The sequence below is a fragment of the Micromonospora sp. RP3T genome, assembly GCF_003027925.1.
Classification (GTDB): Bacteria; Actinomycetota; Actinomycetes; order Mycobacteriales; family Micromonosporaceae; genus Micromonospora.
Window position 1 is genome coordinate 20,045 of sequence record NZ_PYPS01000028.1, and the last position, 19,430, is coordinate 39,474.

Sequence of the window (19,430 nt, forward strand, 5' to 3'; positions counted from 1 at the left end):
ATGGCGAGGGCCCGGGCACGGATCACGGCGCTCCTCATCGCCCTCGGCGTACTCGCCGGGGCCACGATCTCCTGGCCGCTGATCGGGGGCACACCCGCGTACGCGGCCGGCCCGGCCGCCCAGGCGCGGGCCGAACTGTGCAGCACCAAGGAGTGGCAGGCCGACTTCCGCGCCTGCGTGGGCAAGCTCAAGGCGGTCAGCGAGGACCAGGTCGAGTGCCGTAACGCGCCGGTGCCCGGTGCACCGGACTCCGGCCTCGCCGGCTGGTTCGCGGCCCGCCCCGACTCCGCCAAGCAGCCCGGCCCCAAGGGCCTCTACAGCGACTACGGGTACGCCGGCTACAGCTACACCACGTACGACGTGGACGGCGGCTGCGCCTCGTCCGTGCTGCACCCGGACTACCGCTTCACCACGATGGTGGCGAACGGCGAGTTCATGTTCGCCAACGCGGTGATCGGCGCGTCGAACGCGTTGCGGGAGCGCGCGTGGGACCCACGGACCATGTGGCGCTGGGCGGACCCGCTGGTGGAGCAGGCCACCAAGGCCGTCTACCAGAAGGTGTTCAGCGTCTTCGGCATCATCACCATCTGCGTGGTCGGCCTCTACCTGCTCTGGCGCTCCCGCCAGTCGGACATGAGCAACGCGATGACCACTGCCGGCTGGGCGATCCTGGTGATGGTGGCGGTGACCGCCCTGGCCGCCTGGCCGGTGAAGTCCGCGAACATCGCCGACAACACACTGATCACCACCCTCGGCGTGGTGCACGACGCGGTCGGCCCATCCGCGAAGGACACCCCTGCCGGTCAGTGCGATGACCCGAACCCCGAGTCGTGCAAGGACCATCGCCCGCCGGCCGTACGGGCCAGCGACACCGCGACCGAGACCATGCTCTACCGCAACTGGCTGCGGGGTGTGCTCGGCTCCGCGGACAGCGAGACCGCCAAGAAGTACGGCCAGGCACTCTACGACGCGAAATCGCTGACCTGGGACGAAGCAGCATCGATCCGAAGCAACCCGGCGACGCGCGACGTTGTGATCAAGGCCAAGCAACAGCAGTGGGCCCGGGTCGCCGAGCAGATCAAGTCGGAGGATCCGGAGGCGTACGAGTACCTCCAGGGCACCAAGGACATGGACCGGATCGGTGCCGGCTTCATCGCGGTGCTTGCCTCGCTGCTGTTCGCCATGTTCGACCTCACCGCGTCGGTGCTGGTGCTGCTCGGCTTCCTGATCTTCCGGTGGGCGGTGATCGCCGCGCCCATCCTCGGCACGGTCGGGTTGATGCGCCCAGCCAGCGCCGGGCTCCGCCGGCTGGCGAACGCTGTGGTGGCCGCCGTGTTCAACATCGCCATCTTCGGCACCGGTGCGGCCATCTACCTCTTCGCCGTCGACCTGATCATGAACACGGCCACCCTGCCGGGTTGGCTCCAGGTGGTCCTGGTCTGGCTCTGCGGTGTGGTGGGCTGGCTGTTGCTGCGGCCGTACCGACGGATCACCCAGCTCGGCGGTAAGGACAGCAGCGAGGCGGTCAGCTCGGCCGGCTCGTGGCACCGCCGGTTCTTCCGGGACATGCGGGTCGCCGCCCGGCTGGACGTCGCCGAGCCCGGCGGCACCAACGAGCCGGCGTTCGGCCGGCGTCGCGGCGTCGTCGCCGACCAGCGCAGCCTCCGACCGGAGGCCCGGCACGAGGATCCGGCGCACGCCGCCACACCCGTCGAGCGGGAGCGGCCGGACGGACGGGAACGGCCGGACGAGGCACCCGCGCCCGAGCGCACCGGTGGACGGCCCACCACGGCACCCCGGCCGCGCCGCGCACCGTCCACCTGGACCGAGCCGGACGTGCCCGAGGAGGTTCCCTCCTACGCCGTCTATCGGCCCGACTCGGCGGACCGGGCGACCGCACCGGCCACCCGGCCGGCGCCGCGGATCCGCTCCGAGGCCAGGTGACCTCCGATGCGACGGGCGCTGGAGTTCCTCTTCACCCGGGTCCTCCGGTCCCGGCTCGGCATCGCGCTGGCGATCGCGGTTCTCGTCTTCGGGGTGATCGGCACGGCCCGGCTGGTCTCCGGATCCGGCGACGGGGGCGCCGGCGTGGCCGTCCGTCCCACCCAGCCGATCAGCACCGTGGACCCCGAGGCAGGTGAGGACGGGGTGCTGTCCAGCCCGCCGGCGGCGGTCGCCCCGAAGACGCGCCCGGGCGAGCCCACCCCCGAGCAGGTGGCCGGACGCTTCACCACCGCCTGGCTGGCCGGCCCGGGCAGCACCGGCGACGCCTGGCAGGCCCGGCTGCGTCCGCTCTCCACCCCCGCGCTGGTGGAGAAGATGGCCGGGGCCGACCCGGAGACCGTGCCGGCCCGGCGGACCACCGGCCCGCCGACGCTCCGCCCCCGCACCGAGACCTTCGTGGAGGCGCTGATTCCGCTGGACGACGGCACACTCCGGCTCGAACTGGTCGCCCCGGACGGGCCGTGGTTGGTGGACGCGGTCGACTGGGAGCGGTCGTGAGCGCCGGAGCGGCCGCCGTGGGGCAGGTCCGGCGGAAGGTCCGGGTCGGCGTGCTGGCCACCGCGGTCACCGGCGTACTCGCCCTGCTCTGCTGCGTGGGCGGCGCCGCCGCCTTCTTCCTCACCGAGCTGGGCGGTGATCGGGAGGACCCGAAGCTCGCGGGCCTGACCTGCGACCCCACCTATCAGGTGACGCTGACCGGGGACATGCCGCGCTTCGCCGAGTACGGCGACGGCCAGCTGCGTAACGCCGCCGCCATCATCAAGACGGGCCAGGACATGAAGGTGCCGGCCCGGGGGTGGGTGATCGCGTTGGCCACCGCGATGCAGGAGTCGGCGCTGCGCAACCTGGCCAACAGTCGCGTGCCGGCGTCGCTGGCACTGCCGCACGAGGGGGTCGGCGCCGACCACGACTCGGTGGGCCTGTTCCAGCAGCGGCCGGGCTGGGGCAGCGTCGAACAGCGGATGACGCCGTCGTACGCGGCGCGCAAGTTCTACCAGAAGATGGTGAAGGTGCCGAACTGGCAGCAACGGCCGCTGTCCGTGGTGGCGCAGCGGGTTCAGGTCAGCGCATTCCCGGATGCCTATGCCAAACACGAGGAACTTGCGGGGCGGATCGTCGACGCGCTGGCCGGCGGGGCGGCCCGGACCGTGGAGATCGCCGGCAAGGCGGTCTGCGACGCCGCCGCCGGGGCCCGGATCGCCGCCTCCGGCTGGACCGCACCGCTGCCCGGCGGCGTGGTCTCCGGTTTCCGGACCGACGCCCGCCCGAGCCACGACGGCGTGGACCTGGCCGCGGACAAGCGCACCGAGATCCACGCCGCGTCGGCCGGCCGGGTGCTGGTTGCCAGGTGCGACCCCGACCACTCCGGCCGGCGGGACTGCGACCGGGACGGCTGGCCGGACAAGGGTGGTTGCGGGTGGTTCGTCGACATCCTGCACGCTGGCGGCTTCATCACCCGCTACTGCCACATGATCGAACGACCCCGGGTCCGTCCCGGCCAGACGGTCGCGGCCGGTGAGGTGATCGGGCTCTCCGGCACCAGCGGCAACTCCTCCGGCCCGCACCTGCACTTCGAGGTGCACCACGACAGCGACCGGTCCAGCCGCGGTGCGGAGAATCCGGTGCCGTTCATGCGCGAGCGCGGTGCGCCCCTCACCGGGACCGGATGAGTTCGCCGCCCATGAGCAATCCGCTGCCCGACCCGTTCGCGGACCGCCCCGACTGGGCCCCGCTGCCACCCCGCCCGATCGAGATCGTGCCCGCCACCGGCGGAACCGAGCTGCGCGGCCGCCGGGTGCTGGTCGGCCTGCCCGGCCTGGGCTGGCGCGGTGACCTGCGCGCCGACGAACGGGTGGTGCAGGGCAGCCGCACCTACGTGCCGGTCATCCCGGAACACGAGTGGTACCGGGCCGAGTCCGAGCAGGTGGAGGTGTTCGCGCCGCTGGTGCCGGTGGAACGCGTCTGGGTGGAGACGGTCGGCGGACGGAGACCGCCGGCTGGTCCGGCCGAGTCGGGCATCCGGCTGGTCTCGTTGGACGCGCCCACCCGCCGACCACCCACCCCGGTCTTCGAGACCGACGCGGTGACCGGACGACGCGTGGTGCACGTCGACGACGGCGCGGAGCGGCGTGACCTGCGGGCCGTCACCGAGACCTACTCCGGCGCCGACGGCGACATCTGCGTCCGGGTGGCACTTGAGCTGGAGTGGTACCGCTGGGCCTGGCGCGGACAGGCACCGACCACCCTGGAGGTACCGGTCCACCTGCTCTGGCTGGAGTAGCCACCGCTAACCGATCTTGTTGGCTCCGCAAACACGCCAGCCGTCCTTGTTGTTCAGCAGATCAAACCGCCAAGCCTCACGACGGCTACTCCGCGACTGACCGTCTTGCGAGCTAGAGATAGCGAGTGTTGTCGTAACGGACTCCCCTCGCCCGTTGTTGACTTGAACGAGAGGTCCCCAGCTCACCTTAATTTCCACCCCAAAGTTGGCCTCACGCTGCTCTAGTTCCGCTCGCAAGGCACGCATTCCGTCAAGATCATCGCTGTCTCTACAGGCGAACTCCTGAGCCTTGGTGTCATTGCGATCGATGAGATAAGTCTGAACGTAGTTGGCCACCACGACGTCCGGGGCGCTGCGGTCCGGGGCGGTGGCCCGGTCGTACAGCACGAAGCCGACCACCGCGCCGCCCGCGCAGAGCAACGCCACCACTCCCGCGACGACCGCGAGCACGGTGCGTAGCGGACGCTTGGGGTGGGCCGGAACCGGTGCCGGCGCGGGGGGCGCCAACTGCTCCGGCGGGGTCCGCTGCGCCGGCACTCGGGAGACCTGGGAACCGGCGGGGGGCTGCACTGATTCCACCTCCTGAGGTTATCGGCTGCGGGCCGCGTACCCAATGCCTCAGAACTGGCGGATCGTGGCGAACCGCCGGGCGGACATCGCCCGGCGACGGGGTGAGTCTGCTCACCGCCGCGCAGCTCACCGCGCCGACCGACATCCCGGTGGACGGCTCCCGACTGGGTTACCGTCACAGCTCGGGGGGAAGATGTCGGCCTCGGGAAGAGAGGTGGACGCGGTGGCGACTCCGAAGGCGCGTGCCGGCCGGGCCGCCGCGCTGCACCGTAGGGCCGAGGCCGCGGCGACCGCGGCGGCCGGCATCCTCGACGAGATCCGACCCGCGCCCGCCGACCACCACCGGCAGTACGAGCTGGCCGAGCGTCTGCGCGCGGCGGCCGAACGGGTGGCGCCCGGCTGGGCCGGCGCTGCGTGGGAGGCCCTGACCCCGGCCACCCCGCCCGGCGACGGTCCGCCGGCTCGGGTGCGGGTTGGCAGCGCCGCGCCGCTCGACGACGCCCGCTTCCCGGCGCTGGTGCCGCTGCTCGGCAGTGGCCACCTGAGCGTCGACGCCGACGCCTCCGACCCGCGGGTGGCGGGGCTGCTCCGGGCACTGCTGCTACGTCTGTTCGCGGCGACGCCGGCGGGCGCGTTGCTGACCCGGGTGGTCGACGGCGGTCCGGGTGACACGTTCGCGGGTTTCGCGGCGCTGGCCGACGCCGGTCTGCTGCCGCCGCCCGTCACCGATCTGGCCGGGCTGCATGCGGTGCTGGCCGAGGCGGAGCAGTGGGTGGCCGCCGGCACCGCCCGGCAGCGTGGCCACGACCGGACGCTGCTGCTCGTGGTGGCCGCCGCGCCGGACGGCACCGCTCCGGCCGACGTGGACCGGCTCGCCGACCTGGCCGAGCGTGGTCCCCGGGCCGGGTTGCACCTGGTGGTCGCCGGCTGGCCGGCCGGCGACCCGCTGCCCCGGGCCACGCCGCTCGCGGTGCGCACCGCGTACGCGCTTGTCGGTGACCCGCCGGCGGCCGGGTTCAGCGGCCCGGGCGTCGAGGCGCCCGGCGGGTTGAACTCGCCGGTGTTCCTGGACGACGATCCGCCGGCCGAGCTGGTCGCCGAGGTGTGCCGGCGGCTGGCCCGGCAGATCGAGGACGGGTCGCGGCTGGCGTTGGCCGATCTGCTGCCGGCCGACGGGTTCTGGGCCGACGGTTCGGCCGACGGCCTCAGCACCACGGTCGGTGACGCGGCCGGGCGCCCGGTGAGTCTCGGGTTCACCGAGCTGACCCCGCACTGGCTGGTGAGCGGCCGGTCGCAGGCCGGTCGTTCGGCGTTCCTCACCGACACGCTGTTCGGGCTCGCAGCCCGGTACGGCCCGGACGAGCTGGAGCTCTACCTGGCCGACCTGGGCGACGGGGAGTCCTTCGTGGAGTTCCTCCAGACCGAGCGGGACCGTTCCTGGGTGCCGCAGGTCCGCGCGGCCGGGATGGCCGCCGACCGGGAGTACGTCGTGGACCTGCTCGGCGAGCTGGAGGCGGAGGCGCGTCGCCGCGAGGAGGCGTCCCGGCGGGCCGGTGGGCAGCGGTACGCCGAGCTGCGCCAGCACCAACCGCTGCCCCGGATCGTCTGTGTGATCGACAACTTCCCGCTGGTGCTGCGCGACCGGGACCGGCTCGCCACCGACCTGCTGGCCCGCTTGGACGCGCTGGCGCGGGTCGCCCGCGCGTACGGGATCCATCTGGTCCTGGCCGGCGAGGGTGACCTGGGCATCGGTGGTCCGCGCGATCCGCTGCTCGGCCAGTTCCCGGTGCGGGTGGCGCTGCCCGGCGGCTCGGCGGTGCTGGAGCCGGCGAACGACTCGGCGGCCGGCCTGCCGGTGGGCAGTGCGGTGGTGAACACGGCCGGAGGGCTGGGTGGCCCGCGTGGCGCGACCCGCGGCCACGAGCGGATGATCCGCTTCCCGGATCCGTACGGGGATCCGGACGTCCTCGCCGAGCTGCGCCGGCGGCTGTGGTCGGCGCGGCCGGAGTCGGCGGTTCCGCCGGTGGTGTTCGCCGGCTACGCCCGTCCGCTGCTCGCCAACGATCCGCGGCACCGGGCCGCGCTGGCCGGGCGGGTGCATGCGCCGGCCGCGCTGCTGGGCCGCGCGGTGGATGTCCGGCGCACCACTGTGGCGGTGCCGCTCGGGCCGGTCGCGGGCCGGAACCTGGCGGTGCTGGGCGGGGACGAGGAGGCCGAGCGGCTGCTGGTCACCGCCGTACGCAGTGCGGCGGCGGCGCACCCGGACGCCGGGCGGTTCGTGCTGGCGCCGCTGGCGAACGGGTCGGCCGAGCCGGCCGGCGTGCTGGCGGCCGAGCTGGCCGGCCGGCACCGGGTGGAGACGGTCGACGCCGGCGGGTTGCGGGCGGCCATCGAGGCGGACGAGCCGGGTTACCTGGTGGTGTTCGGGCTGGACGTGCCGGACGCCGCCGAGTTGCCGCCGGAGCTGCTGCGGTCGTTGCTGTTGGAGGGTCCGCCGGCCGGCCGGCACCTGCTCGGCTGGTGGCGTACCCCGGCGCCGCTGGCCGGGCTGCTCGGGCCCGGCGGCGAGGTGGACAAGCTGACCGCCGTGGCGGTCACCGACGTGCCGGGTGGGCGGCTGGAGCGGCTCTTCGACCGGCCGGTGTGGTGGCATCCCCGGCCCGGTCGCGCGGTGCTGTGGGACGGCCCGGAGGAGCAGGGCACGGTCTTCGTGCCGTTCGGCACCGGGGAGGCGGCCCGATGAGCGGGGCTCCGACGGCGGTGCCCGGGCCCCGCGTGGGTGATCCGACGGTGACGGTGGACCCGGCCGAGTCGGCCTGGGCGGAGTACGTCGCGGCGGCGCGGCAGCTCGACGGCGTACGCCGGGCGGCGGCGACCGCCGCCGGGGAGCAGGCCCGGTCGGTGACGGCGGCCCGCGAGGAGCTGACCGGGGTACGCGAGCGGCTGGCCGCGCAGCAGTCCCGGCTGCGTGAGCTGGGCGTACCGGCGATCTCGCTGGCCCCGACGCCGCCGGAGGTGAGCGAGGCGGCCCGGTCGATGGCGGGTGGGCCGTCCGCCGTGCTGGCGGCGCTGCGCGCTGCCGGTGGCTGGGCGGACGACGCGGACGCCGTGTTGGCCGCGCACGGCCTGCCCCGGTTGGCCCGCTGGCCGGCCCGTCCGCGCAACCTGCTGGTGTACGGGCCGTTGGCGCTGGTGGTGCCGCTGCTGCAGCTCGTCCTCTACGCGGTCGCGGGTGCCGGGCCGGTGACCGTGTTGGCGCTGCTGGTGGGGCTGCCGCTGCCGGCGGTGGCGTTCATGCTGGGTTGGCTGGCGGTCGGGCGGGTGTTCCGTCCGCGCCCGACCGACCGGGTGGACCGGACGCCCCGGTTCGGCGCGCTGGTCTGCCTGGTCCCGGCCGTGCTCACCGCCGCCGGTCTGCTGCTGGCCATGCTGCCCGGCTGACCCGTCCCCGGGGACGACCGCGGCCGCACCGGGGAGAGGGCGGGTCAGCGGTGCATGATCAGCGCCATCGCCTCGGCCCGCGACTTGGCGTCGTTCTGGAGGCCGCCCCGGACCGCCGAGGTGATGGTCTTGGCGCCGGACTTCTGGATGCCGCGCATCGCCATGCACATGTGCTCGCACTCGAGCACCACGATGACGCCGCGCGGGGCGAGGCTGGACATCAGCAGGTCGGCGATCTGCGACGTGAGCCGCTCCTGGACCTGCGGCCGGCGGGCGAACACCTCGACCAGTCGGGCCAGCTTGGACAGGCCGGTGATCCGGCCGTCCGGCCCGGGGATGTAGCCGATGTGGGCGCTGCCCCGGAACGGCAGCAGGTGGTGCTCGCACAGGCTCATCACGTCGATGTCCCGGACGAGCACCAGCTCCTCGTGGTTGGCCTCGAAGGTGGTGCGGAGCACCTGCGCCGGGTCGACGCGCAGGCCGGCGAAGAGTTCGGCGTACGCGCGGGCGACCCGGGCCGGTGTCTGCTGGAGGCCGTCCCGGTCCGGGTCCTCACCGACCGCGATGAGGATCTCCCGGACCGCCTTCTCGATCCGGCCCAGGTCGACGCTGTCCTCGACCGGGCCGCCGGTGAGCTTGCCGCTGATCAGGCGCGCGGCCACGTAGTCGAGCGCGTCGTCCCCGTCGGGCTCGGTCGCGGAAACGGCCGGCTCCCGGTGGGGGGAGCCGGCCGTCGGGTCGGTGCTCAGTGCGAACCGTCCGAGTTGTTGCTGGCGCCGCCGACCGAGATGCCGTCGGCGGTGGCCTGCTTCTGCAGCGCGTCCTTCTCGGCCGGGGTGAGCACCGGCGGCTCGGTGGAGGGCAGGCGCTTGCCGAAGCCGTGGTAGGGCGCCATCGGCGGGCGCTTGACCACCCGGGCGGCGATCCGCGCCATGTCGGCGGTGGAGAGCGTTTCCTTCTCCATCAGCTCCAGGACCATGGTGTCCAGGACGTCCCGGTATTCCACCAGGATCTCCCAGGCCTCGTCGTGCGCCAGCTCGATCAGCGCGCGCATCTCGCTGTCGATCTCGGCGGCCACCGCGTCCGAGTAGTCCCGCTCGTGGCCCATGTTGCGGCCGAGGAACGGCTCGTCGCCGCTGGTGCCGTACTTGATCGCACCGAGCTTGGAGCTCATGCCGTACTGGGTGATCATCGCGCGGGCCAGTTGGGTGGCCTTCTCGATGTCGTTGCCGGCGCCGGTGGTCGGCTCGTGGAACACGAGTTCCTCGGCCGCCCGGCCGCCCAGCGCGTACGCCAGGGTGTCGATCATCTCGGCCCGGGTCTGGGTGTACTTGTCCTCGGTGGGGAGGACCAGCGTGTGCCCCAGCGACCGGCCCCGGGACAGGATCGTCACCTTGTGCACCGGCGCGGCGTGCGGCAGCGCCCAGGCGACCAGCGCGTGCCCACCCTCGTGGTACGCGGTGATCTTCTTTTCCTGGTCGCTCATCACCCGGGTGCGACGCTGCGGGCCGGCGATCACCCGGTCGATCGACTCCTCGAGCGAGTCGTTGGAGATCGCCCGCTGCTCCTTGCGCGCGGTGAGCAGCGCGGACTCGTTGATCACGTTGGCCAGGTCGGCGCCGGAGAAGCCCGGGGTACGCCGGGCCACCGCGTCGAGGTCGACGTCGGGCGTGAACGGCTTGCCCTTGGCGTGCACCCGCAGGATGGCCTTGCGGCCCTCCATGTCGGGGGCGTCGACCGGGATCTGCCGGTCGAACCGGCCCGGGCGCAGCAGCGCCGGGTCGAGGATGTCCGGCCGGTTGGTGGCGGCGATCAGGATGACGCCGCCCTTGGTGTCGAAGCCGTCCATCTCGACCAGGAGCTGGTTGAGCGTCTGCTCCCGCTCGTCGTGGCCGCCGCCCATGCCGGCGCCACGGTGGCGGCCGACCGCGTCGATCTCGTCGACGAAGACGATCGCCGGCGCGTTCGACTTGGCCTGCTCGAACAGGTCACGGACCCGGCTGGCACCGACACCGACGAACATCTCGACGAAGTCGGAGCCGGAGATGGAGTAGAAGGGCACGCCGGCCTCGCCGGCCACGGCGCGGGCCAGCAGCGTCTTACCGGTACCGGGCGGGCCGAAGAGCAGCACGCCCTTCGGGATCTTGGCACCCAGGGCCTGGTACTTCGCCGGGTTCTGCAGGAAGTCCTTGATCTCGTGCAGTTCCTCGACGGCCTCTTCCGCCCCGGCCACGTCCGCGAAGGTCGTCTTCGGCGTGTCCTTGGTGATCATCTTCGCCTTGGACTTGCCGAAGTTGAGCACCCGCGAGCCGCCACCCTGCATCTGCGACATGAAGAACAGCAGCAGGAGCACGAGCAGCGCGATGGGGAGAAGATTGACCAGCAGGCTGACCCAGATGCTGTCCGACGACACCTTGGTGTCGACCGGGCCGGTGATCCGGTCCGCCGCCTCGGCCTCGCGGACCTGGTTCCAGACCTGGCCGCCGACCTCGTACGGGAACTGCGCCTCGATCTTGTCGGTGGTGGTGTCGTCGAACTTGGCCTTGTCCTTCAGGTCGAGCTGGAGCGTCTGCTCCTTGTCCTGGAAGACGACCTTCTCGATACCGCCCTTGTTGAGCTGGTCGAGCGCGACGGACGTGTCCACCCGGTGGTAGCTCGGACCAGCGGTGAACAGTTGACTGAGCACAACGGCGCCGAGGATGACCAGGATGATCCAGACCACCGGTCGGCGGAAGAAACGCGTACGTTCCATGCTGTCGTCGGGCACCGAGGCGCCCGCATCCTCCTGATCGACGTCCTGACCGTCTGAATGGTGTCGCCGCCTCGGGCGGCGGCCGGGGCCGCCGTGCGGGCCGGCCCGGACCCCCGGGGCGCGCGAACTGCCGCACCACGGTCACTCGACGGTACACCGTTCGTGCCGGATGTGAGCTTGCGAGCCCGGCACTTACGCGTACGGCGAACCAGGGTTTGAGCCGGCGTGGCGGGGAGCTCCGCACCCGACCGGCCCATGCCGCACGGTCACGCGGCTCGGAGGGTCGGGCGTGGAGAGTGCCTCCACGTCACCGACCCCTACCGTAGACCGAAAGGCTGAGAGCCCGCTGAACGTCCGCTGACGAGCGGCTCGGCGGCGGCGCTCAGGCCCGCGCGTAGACCTCCGGCTTGAGCACCCCGACGTACGGCACCTCGCGGTAGCGCTCACCGAAGTCGAGCCCGTAGCCGACCACGAACTCGGTCGGGATGTCGAAGCCGACGTACTTCACCGGCACCTGCACCTTGACCGCGTCCGGCTTGCGGAACAGGGCGACCACCTCGACGCTGGCCGCGGAGCGCGACTCCAGGTACCGCAGCAGCCAGGACAGGGTGAGGCCGGAGTCGACGATGTCCTCGACCACCACCACGTGCCGGCCGGCGATGTCCCGGTCCAGGTCCTTGAGGATGCGGACCACCCCGGACGAGGTGGTGCCCTGGCCGTACGACGAGACGGCCATGAACTCCAGCTCGGCGGGCGGACCCTGGCGGCCCAACGCGCGGGCGAAGTCGGCCATGAACATGACCGCGCCCTTGAGCACGCAGACGAGCAGGAGACCGTCCTCGACGTGCGCGTAGTCCGCCGAGACCTGCTTGGCGAGGTCCGCGGTCTTCTCGCGGATCTGCGCCTCGGAGATGATCACGTGGTCGATGTCGGCGTCGTACCAGGAGCCGTCAGCCATGCTCCTAGCCTGCCGTACGCCGGATGGTCGCCGTCGGCGGGGCCGCCCCTTTTGGCGCGGTCCCGCCGGGGATCTTCGGCGCGAACAGGACAATTCACCTCAGCAGGTACGGGAGCGCCAGCGTCGCCCGTCGTCGGTCGGCTTCCAGTCGGCCGAGTCGCGGGTGTCGGCGGTGAACCCGAGGGCGCTGGCGCCGGCCAGCAGGAGCAGGAACAGCAGGAGCAGCAGAACGGTCATGGCGGCGCTCGCTTTCGCATGGTTGGTTCGTTTTTCGCCGCCGGTGCGCACCGGACACCACCAAGTCTGCGATCCGCCGTCCGACCCGGACAGTGGCAGAAATGCCCACGAGCATCGATTTCCTGCCACCCACCGGGTTACCCTCGTCACATGTTGCGCTCGGTGGCGGTGCTGGCGATGGACCGGGTGGCCACGTTCGAGTTGGGCGTGTTCGCCGAGGTGTTCGGCACCGACCGCACCGACGACGGCTTCCCCGCCTACCGGTTCCAGGTCTGCTCGCCCGACGGCGGGGCGGTGCGCACCTCGTCCGGGTTCCACCTCCAGCCGCACGCCGACCTGGCCCCGCTCGACGACGCCGACCTCGTCGCGGTCCCCGCGCACTTCAGCGGCGTCGCCGTGCCCGGCGAGGACGACCTGCGGGCCATCCCGCCAGCCGTGCCGGCGGCACTGCGCCGGGCCGCCGCCCGCGGGGCGTACGTGCTGAGCGTCTGCTCGGGCGCGTTCGTGCTCGGCGCGGCCGGCCTGCTGGACGACCGGGAGTGCACCACCCACTGGCTCTACGTCGACGAGTTGCAGCGTCGCAATCCCCGGGCCCGGGTCCGGTGCAACTCGCTCTACGTCCAGGACGGCCGGCTGCTCACCAGCGCCGGCACGGCCGCCGGGATCGACGCCTGCCTGCACCTGGTCCGCCAGGAGCACGGCTCGGCGACCGCCACCCGGCTGGCCCGGCGGATGGTGGTCCCGCCGCACCGCGACGGCGGTCAGGCGCAGTACGTCGAGGCGCCGATCCCGAAGGCGCCGGAGGCGCCCACGCTCGAACCGGTGCTGGAGTGGCTGATGGGCCACCTCGACCGCGGCGTGACAGTGGACGAGCTGGCCGCCCGGGCCGGGATGGCCCCGCGTACGTTCGCCCGCCGGTTCCGCGCCGAGACCGGCACCACGCCGCACGACTGGCTGACCAACCAGCGGGTGCTGCTGGCCCGGCGGCTGCTGGAGGACACCCGGCTCAGCGTGGAGAGCGTCGCCGACCGGGCCGGCTTCGGTGACGCGGCGGCGCTGCGGCACCACTTCACCCGCCGGGTCGGCACCACGCCGCACGCCTACCGGACCACGTTCCGCGAGCGCGCCGACGCCTGAGCCCCCGGTGTTAAGCGGGGGCCCCGCCTATACCGGAGGCGTTAAGCGGGGGCCCCTCCTTGCACCAGGCGGGCGGCGTGACGGTGCACCTGGTGGTTGCCGGGGAGGTGGACCGGGCCCTGGCCACGCCAGGCGGTGACCAGCGCGTCCAGCGCCGCCACGTGCCGGTGGGACAGCGCGGCCGGTGCCGCGCCCAACTCCCGCGCCCAGGCGTGCAGCACCCGGGTACGGACCGCCGCCGGCAACGCGGCCAGCCCGTCGACCGCCAGCCCGCCACCGGCGGCCCGGACCTCGGCGAGCGCGTCCCCGGCCAGCGCGTCGAGCGCGGCGGTGTCCGCCGCGAGCAGGCGCGCGGTCCGGGCCAGGTTCGCCACCACGCCCGGACCGAGCGCGTCGACGAGCGCCGGCAACGCCTCGGCCCGGACCCGGGCCCGGGCGTACGCGGGATCGCTGTTGTGCGGGTCGGTCCACGCCGCCAGCCCGAGCGCGGCGCAGGCCGCCCGGGTGTCGGACCGGGGCACGTCGAGCAGCGGACGCAGCAGCGGCACCCCGTCCCGCTCGCGCCGCTCCGGCATGCCGGACAGTCCACGAGGCCCGGCGCCCCGGGCCAACGCGAGCAGCACGGTCTCCGCCTGGTCGTCCCGGGTGTGCCCGAGCAGCACCCCGGCCGCGTCGTGCCGCCGGGCGGCGGCGACGAGCGCCTCGTAGCGGGCCTCCCGGGCGGCTGCCTCGGGGCCGCCGTCGCGCCCGGCCACCCGTACCGGAACCACCTCGACCGGGTCGAACCCGGCCGCGCGGGCCCAGCCGGCGACCGCGTCGGCCCGCTCGGGCGAACCGGGCTGCAGGCCGTGGTCGACGGTCACCAGGCCGGCCGCGCGGCCGAGCCGGGGCGCCACGAACGCGGTGGCCGCGGCGAGCGCCAGCGAGTCGGCCCCGCCGGAGCAGGCCACCAGCACCGGTCCGGGCCCGGGCAGGCCGGTGAGCAGCCGGCGTACGGCGAGCCGCACGGCGGCCACCGACGGCGCCGGCGCGGGCGCCTGCGGCGTCACCGGTGCCGTCGGTGTGCCCGGTTCGGTCGACGCGGCCGGTCCCGCCGACGTGGGCGGCCCGGTCCGGGCGGCCGGTTCAGCCGGCGGTCGGGGTGGCACCGGCCGGCCCGTGCACCCGGGACACCCAGGCGTCCGGGTCACCCAGCTCGTCGAGCCGGGGCAGCGTGAGCGGGGAGGAGAAGATCTTGTTGAAGCCGGCCATGCCGACCCGGTCCACCACGCCGTGCACGAACTTCCGGCCCTCGGCGTACTGGCGCATCTTGACCTCGACGCCGAGCAGCCGGCGGATCGCCTTCTCCAGCGGGTTGCCGGACTCGCGGCGGCGGTTGAACGACGCCCGGATCGACTCGACGCTGGGAATGACCTGCGGGCCGACGCCGTCCATCACGAACTCGGCGTGCCCCTCCAGCAGCGTCATCAACGCGGTCAGCCGGTCCAGCACGGCACGCTGCGCCGGGGTCTGCACGATGTCGAGCACGCTGGCCCGGCTCTCCGGGTCCTTGACCGCGTCGGAGAGCGTGGCGACGCCACGGCGCAGGCGCTCCAGCAGGTGCTCGCCGCCCTGCGAGGCGTCCACGAACGCCTGCACCTCGCCCAGGAAGTAGGCGCGCATCCACGGCACGGCGGTGAACTGGGTGCGGTGGGTGACCTCGTGCAGGCACACCCACAGCCGGAAGTCCCGCGGGTCGGCGCCGAGCTTCCGCTCCACCTCGACGATGTTCGGCGCCACCAGCAGCAACTGGCCGGGGTCGCCGGCGAAGACCTCGTACTGGCCGAGCACCCGGCCGGAGAGGTACGCCAGCACGGTGCCGGCCTGCACGCCTGTCACCCGGGAGCCGATCGCCTCGGTGAGCGCGCCCGGTCGCTTGTCCCCGGAGAGCCGTTCCACAAGCGGCGAGACGACCTCACGCAGCCCGGCGATGTTGGCCGCCGCCCAGTCGCGGCGGTCGACCACGCGGACCGGCGGGTGCGCCACCTGGGCCCGCAGGCCGGTGTAGTCGGCGACGTGCCCGGCGGCCTCCTCGGTCAGCCGCCGCAGGTCGCCGACCACGTCGGTGGCCTCGGCGTACGACACCCGGGGGCCCGACTTGCTCAGCGCCCCCGCGGTAGCGGCGGCCAGATCCCAGTCCACGAACTGCGCCATGAACCCACCGTACCCGCGCCGGCACACCGCCACCCGGGCTCGGACCGGCGGATCGACGCCGGTCGGTCAGCGGCAGCCGCAGCCGGCCAGCGCGGAGGTGATCCGGTCGAGCGCCTGCCGGGTCTCGTCGAGCGAGCCCTGCGTGCGGTCGGTGAGCACGGCGAACGTCAGCAGCCGGCCATCGACCGTGGTGACCGTGCCGGCGATGGCGTTCACCCCGGACAGCGTGCCGGTCTTGGCGCGCACCACGCCGGCGCCGGCCCGGGTCACGGCCACCTGGTAGCGCTCGTCGAGCGTGCCGGACCAGCCGCCGACCGGCAGGCCGCCGAAGATCGCGGCCAGCTCGGGGTGGCTCCCGTTACCGGCGAGCGTGATCAGGTCGGTGAGCAGCGACGGGCTGATCCGGTTGGTGCGGGACAGCCCGCTGCCGTCGGCCAGGCTGATCTCAGCGGCCGGCAGGCCGAGACCGCCGAGCACCTCGTCGGTGGCGGCCGCGCCGCCGACGAAGGACCCTGGCTTGCCCTTGGCCAGCGCCACCTGGCGGGCCATCGCCTCGGCGATCACGTTGTCGCTGTCGCTGATCATGATGTCGACCAGCCGGATCATCGGCAGGGACTCGACACTGCCCAGCTCGGCGCCGGGCGCGGTGCCGGAGCCGCCGGCGGGCGGCGCGGTGCCCCGGGTCACCTGCGCGGCGTTCCCGGTGAGCCCGAGCAGCTTGGCGAACTGCCGGCCGGCGGTCAGGTCCGGCTGGGGCACCCGCTCGGCGGCGTGGTTGGTCTCCTCCGCGGTACGCCGGGCCTGCGCCGGGTCCTTCCGGGCGCCGTCGGTCATCAGCGCGGTGATCGCCGCGCCGAACCCGCCGGTGGGGATGTCGGCGTCCCAGCCGGGTTCGAAGACCGGGCCGCTGAACAGCGTCGCGTCCACGACGACCTTGGTGGGGGCGGTGCCACCGAGCGCGGTGCGCACCTGGGCGGCCAGGTCGTCCAGCCGGGCCGCGCCCGGGTAGAAGGCGTTCTTCCGGTCCACCGCGAGGGTCGGGTCACCGCCGCCGACCAGGACCACCTCGCCCGGGTTCGGGCCGGCCACCGCGCGGGTGGGGATCCGGTACGCGGGGCCGCGCGCGGCGAGCACCGCGACGCCGGTGGCGAGCTTGGTCACCGAGGCGGGCACCGTCGGCGCGTCCGCTCCCCTGCCGTAGAGCGCCTGGCCGGTGGTCACGTCCGCCACCGAGACGTTCACCCGGTCCCCGAGTGCGGCGGCGCGCACCAGCGGGTCCAGCGCGGCACGGAGCCCGGCCACGGTGGGCAGCGGGGCGTTGCCGTCCGGCCCGGCCAGCACCACCGGCGGGTCGGGCTCGGGTGGTGCGGCGGTCGCGCCGGACGAGGTGCCCCCGCTGCCCAGCCAGCCGGCCACCGGGCCGGGGCGGAGCACCGCCAGCCCGGCCACGGCCAGGGCCAGCACCAGCACGCCGGCCAGCGCCGCGACCAGCCGGCCGCGGCGACGCGGCGGGGCCGGAGGCGGGGGCGGCGCGGTGCCGGCCGGCGGGACCGGTGGGCTCACCGGCACCGGGGCCGGCCAGTTCCCGGCCGCCCGGCCGTCGGGGTGGGCCGCGCCGGTCGGCGGAGACGCACGGTGGGTGAGGTTGGCGCCCGGCACGGACACCCGGCCGGTGGCGCCGGCCGGGCCGGAATCGGATCCGACGGACCGCCGCCCGTCAACCCCTCCGGGGCGGTAGTGTGAGTCTTCCCTCCCCACGGCCCCCTCCTCCCCGCTCGAAATCACCTTGGGTGACACTACTTCGGTCCGAACACTATGCGGCGGCCGGAGCCGGCGGGGGCGTTCTCCCGTGCGGGCGGCGAGCCGGTGGTTCCGTTAGCCAGCGTGGGCAAACGAGGGAGCGTGGGAAATGGATTTCGACGTCACGGTTGAGATCCCCAAGGGTCACCGCAACAAGTACGAGGTGGACCACGCGACCGGCCGGATCCGGCTGGACCGCACCCTCTTCACCTCCACGCAGTACCCCGCCGACTACGGCTTCATCGAGGGCACCCTGGGTGAGGACGGCGACCCGCTGGACGCGCTCGTGCTGGTGCCCGAGCCCACCTTCCCGGGCTGCCTGATCCGCTGCCGCACCATCGGCATGTTCCGGATGACGGACGAGAAGGGCGGCGACGACAAGGTCCTCTGCGTGCCCTACGAGGACCCGCGCCAGGAGCACCTGCGCGACATCCACCACCTGGGCGAGTTCGACCGGCTGGAGATCCAGCACTTCTTCGAGGTCTACAAGGACCTGGAGCCGGGCAAGTCGGTCGAGGGCGCGACCTGGGTGGGCCGGGTCGAGGCGGAGGCGGAGATCGTCAACTCGTACCGCCGGGCCAAGGAGGCCGCGGAGCGCGGCGAGACGCTGCACTGACGGCGAGACTTCGAGGGCCCGGGTCGCATCGGCGACCCGGGCCCTTCGCTGTTCAGGCGAGCAGGCCGCGGGCCCGGTCGTAGAGGTCGAGCACCGCGCAGGCCACCGGCACCACGGCCACCACCAGCGCGGTGTCGGTCAGGTCGGCCAGCCGACCGAGGTACGGCGAGACGGGCCGACGGGCGTACGTGGCGCCGGCGGTGACCGCGACAAGGGCCAGGGTGAGCCCGCCGACGGTCAGCGCGAGGCGGCCCCCGGGCCCGGCCCGGTCCGCCAGCGCCGCGCCGAGCAGCGCGTACCCGGCCAGGCCGGCGGCGACGGCCGGCACCCGGTGCCGCACCGCCACGAAGAGCCGGGAGCGCAGCAGCAGCACGCCGGCGGCGACGGCGACCAGCAGCCGCCCGGCGGTCCCCCCGGCGGCGACGAGCACCGCGGCGGCGCCCACGGCCAGCATCGCGTGCCCGAGCAGCATTCCGGTCAACGCCTCCTCGGCGCGGGCCACGGCCGCGTGCACCCGTCCCCGGTCGGGCAGGTCGCGGGTGCCGGCGGGGGCGGGCAGGGTGAGCGGCGGCAGCGGCAGCTTGCCGACCCGGATGGCCAGCAGCGGCAGCCCGCCGAGCGCGAAGACCAGCACGGCGAGCAGCACGGCCGCGGTGCCGGCCGGGTCGAGCAGCAGCGCGCCGAGCGCGGCCACCGCGCCGACCGTGCCGACCGTCACGCCGGCCACCGGGACCCGGGACCGGTGCGCCACGCCGAGCAGGCCGAGCACCGCCACCAGCAGCACCGCCACCGAGCCGACCAGCAGTTCGGGGGCGCCGACCCAGCGCAGGCCGGGGATCGGGCCGACCGGGTCGCCGGAGCCGACCGCGAGCGCGCCGGCCGCCGCCGCCCAGGGCAGCGCGTACCCGCCGAGCGTGACGCCGACCGGGCCGTCGCCGTAGGCACGGGAGGCCGCGGTGGCGGCGAGCACCAGGATCAGGGCGCCCACCGCGGCGACCGTCCAGCCGGGCCCGCCCGGACCGGCGGACAGCACCGCGACCAGCCCGACCGCCAGCGGCACGGCGGCACCGGCCAGCGCGGCGGCCCGGGTCGCCCCGGCCGACCAGGCGGCGCCCCGGCGGCGGGCGCCGTCCACGATCGCCTCGACCACGTCGTCGTACTCCAGCTCGGGCCACTCGGCGCGGGCCGGCACGAGATGCAGCACCTCGCCGTCGCGGACACCCTGCGGCAGCAGCGCCTGGGCGGTGGCCAGCACCGCGCCGTCGGTGCGTCGCAGCACCCAGCCGCCGTGCCGTTCGCCGTCGTCGGCGAGCCCCTCCCCGGCGTGCCGGAGCACCTCGGGCAGCAGCTCGGCCAGGGGAACCTGCTCCGGCAGGGCCACGTCGACCCGTCGCCGGGGCGCGCTGATCGTGACCCGGGCGAGCCCGCTTGTCATCGACGT

17 protein-coding genes are annotated in these 19,430 nt (G+C 74.2%); 8 read left to right on the plus strand and 9 right to left on the minus strand.

Annotated features, from left to right (window positions below):
* Genes C8054_RS21670 through C8054_RS21685 form a run of 4 tightly spaced genes read left to right on the plus strand, consistent with a single transcriptional unit; the run spans window position 1 to window position 4,285 of the window.
* Window positions 1-1,944, plus strand: coding sequence for a hypothetical protein (locus C8054_RS21670; protein WP_107159522.1), 1,944 nt, complete (start codon window positions 1-3; stop codon window positions 1,942-1,944).
* A 6-nt stretch (window positions 1,945-1,950) separates the two neighbouring features.
* A complete protein-coding gene (locus C8054_RS21675; protein WP_107159524.1) occupies window positions 1,951-2,502 on the plus strand; it encodes a hypothetical protein in 552 nt (183 codons plus the stop codon).
* Window positions 2,499-3,674, plus strand: coding sequence for a M23 family metallopeptidase (locus C8054_RS21680; protein ID WP_107159526.1), 1,176 nt, complete (start codon window positions 2,499-2,501; stop codon window positions 3,672-3,674). The genes C8054_RS21675 and C8054_RS21680 overlap by 4 nt, the downstream gene beginning before the upstream one ends.
* 11 nt (window positions 3,675-3,685) lie before the next feature.
* Window positions 3,686-4,285: a hypothetical protein gene (locus tag C8054_RS21685; RefSeq protein WP_107159528.1), complete on the plus strand. Its 600-nt coding sequence runs from the start codon at window positions 3,686-3,688 to the stop codon at window positions 4,283-4,285.
* A 6-nt stretch (window positions 4,286-4,291) separates the two neighbouring features.
* On the opposite strand, the gene C8054_RS21690 is transcribed toward C8054_RS21685, so the two are convergent.
* The gene (locus C8054_RS21690; RefSeq protein ID WP_107159530.1) at window positions 4,292-4,855 is read right to left on the minus strand and encodes a hypothetical protein; all 564 of its coding nucleotides are present in this window, start codon (window positions 4,853-4,855) and stop codon (window positions 4,292-4,294) included.
* A gap of 214 nt (window positions 4,856-5,069) precedes the next feature.
* On the opposite strand from C8054_RS21690, the gene C8054_RS21695 reads away from it, so the two are divergent.
* On the plus strand, window positions 5,070-7,598 hold the full coding sequence (locus C8054_RS21695) for an FtsK/SpoIIIE domain-containing protein (protein WP_199199869.1): 2,529 nt from the start codon (window positions 5,070-5,072) through the stop codon (window positions 7,596-7,598).
* Window positions 7,595-8,296, plus strand: a complete 702-nt coding sequence (locus tag C8054_RS21700) for a hypothetical protein (protein WP_107159535.1) — start codon at window positions 7,595-7,597, stop codon at window positions 8,294-8,296. The genes C8054_RS21695 and C8054_RS21700 overlap by 4 nt, the downstream gene beginning before the upstream one ends.
* A 44-nt stretch (window positions 8,297-8,340) precedes the next feature.
* Here the strand turns inward: C8054_RS21700 and folE are convergent, their stop codons facing one another.
* From folE to C8054_RS32350, 4 genes are all read right to left on the minus strand, one after another.
* On the minus strand, window positions 8,341-8,958 hold the full coding sequence (gene folE, locus C8054_RS21705) for a GTP cyclohydrolase I FolE (RefSeq protein ID WP_107159537.1): 618 nt from the start codon (window positions 8,956-8,958) through the stop codon (window positions 8,341-8,343).
* Between the two features lie 83 nt (window positions 8,959-9,041).
* On the minus strand, window positions 9,042-11,048 hold the full coding sequence (ftsH, locus tag C8054_RS21710) for an ATP-dependent zinc metalloprotease FtsH (RefSeq protein WP_107159650.1): 2,007 nt from the start codon (window positions 11,046-11,048) through the stop codon (window positions 9,042-9,044).
* 382 nt (window positions 11,049-11,430) lie between these two features.
* Complete coding sequence (gene hpt, locus C8054_RS21715) at window positions 11,431-12,006, minus strand: hypoxanthine phosphoribosyltransferase (RefSeq protein ID WP_107159539.1); 576 nt, start codon at window positions 12,004-12,006, stop codon at window positions 11,431-11,433.
* 99 nt (window positions 12,007-12,105) lie between these two features.
* Window positions 12,106-12,243, minus strand: a complete 138-nt coding sequence (locus C8054_RS32350; protein ID WP_199199870.1) for a hypothetical protein — start codon at window positions 12,241-12,243, stop codon at window positions 12,106-12,108.
* Window positions 12,244-12,393: 150 nt separating this feature from the next.
* Between C8054_RS32350 and C8054_RS21720 the strand changes: the two genes are divergently transcribed.
* A complete protein-coding gene (locus C8054_RS21720) occupies window positions 12,394-13,380 on the plus strand; it encodes a GlxA family transcriptional regulator (RefSeq protein ID WP_107159542.1) in 987 nt (328 codons plus the stop codon).
* Window positions 13,381-13,421: 41 nt separating this feature from the next.
* On the opposite strand, the gene tilS is transcribed toward C8054_RS21720, so the two are convergent.
* The 3 genes from tilS to dacB form a co-directional block, all read right to left on the minus strand.
* Window positions 13,422-14,429, minus strand: coding sequence for a tRNA lysidine(34) synthetase TilS (gene tilS, locus C8054_RS21725; RefSeq protein ID WP_233219880.1), 1,008 nt, complete (start codon window positions 14,427-14,429; stop codon window positions 13,422-13,424).
* A gap of 76 nt (window positions 14,430-14,505) precedes the next feature.
* Window positions 14,506-15,573: a zinc-dependent metalloprotease gene (locus C8054_RS21730; protein WP_107159652.1), complete on the minus strand. Its 1,068-nt coding sequence runs from the start codon at window positions 15,571-15,573 to the stop codon at window positions 14,506-14,508.
* 66 nt (window positions 15,574-15,639) lie between these two features.
* Window positions 15,640-17,064, minus strand: coding sequence for a D-alanyl-D-alanine carboxypeptidase/D-alanyl-D-alanine-endopeptidase (gene dacB, locus C8054_RS21735; RefSeq protein WP_233219916.1), 1,425 nt, complete (start codon window positions 17,062-17,064; stop codon window positions 15,640-15,642).
* Window positions 17,065-17,482: 418 nt separating this feature from the next.
* On the opposite strand from dacB, the gene C8054_RS21740 reads away from it, so the two are divergent.
* Complete coding sequence (locus C8054_RS21740) at window positions 17,483-17,989, plus strand: inorganic diphosphatase (RefSeq protein WP_091070192.1); 507 nt, start codon at window positions 17,483-17,485, stop codon at window positions 17,987-17,989.
* 52 nt (window positions 17,990-18,041) lie between these two features.
* Here the strand turns inward: C8054_RS21740 and eccD are convergent, their stop codons facing one another.
* Window positions 18,042-19,424 carry a type VII secretion integral membrane protein EccD gene (gene eccD / locus C8054_RS21745; RefSeq protein ID WP_107159546.1) on the minus strand — a complete coding sequence of 461 codons (1,383 nt, stop codon included), beginning with the start codon at window positions 19,422-19,424 and terminating at the stop codon, window positions 18,042-18,044.
* Window positions 19,425-19,430 lie beyond the last annotated feature (6 nt).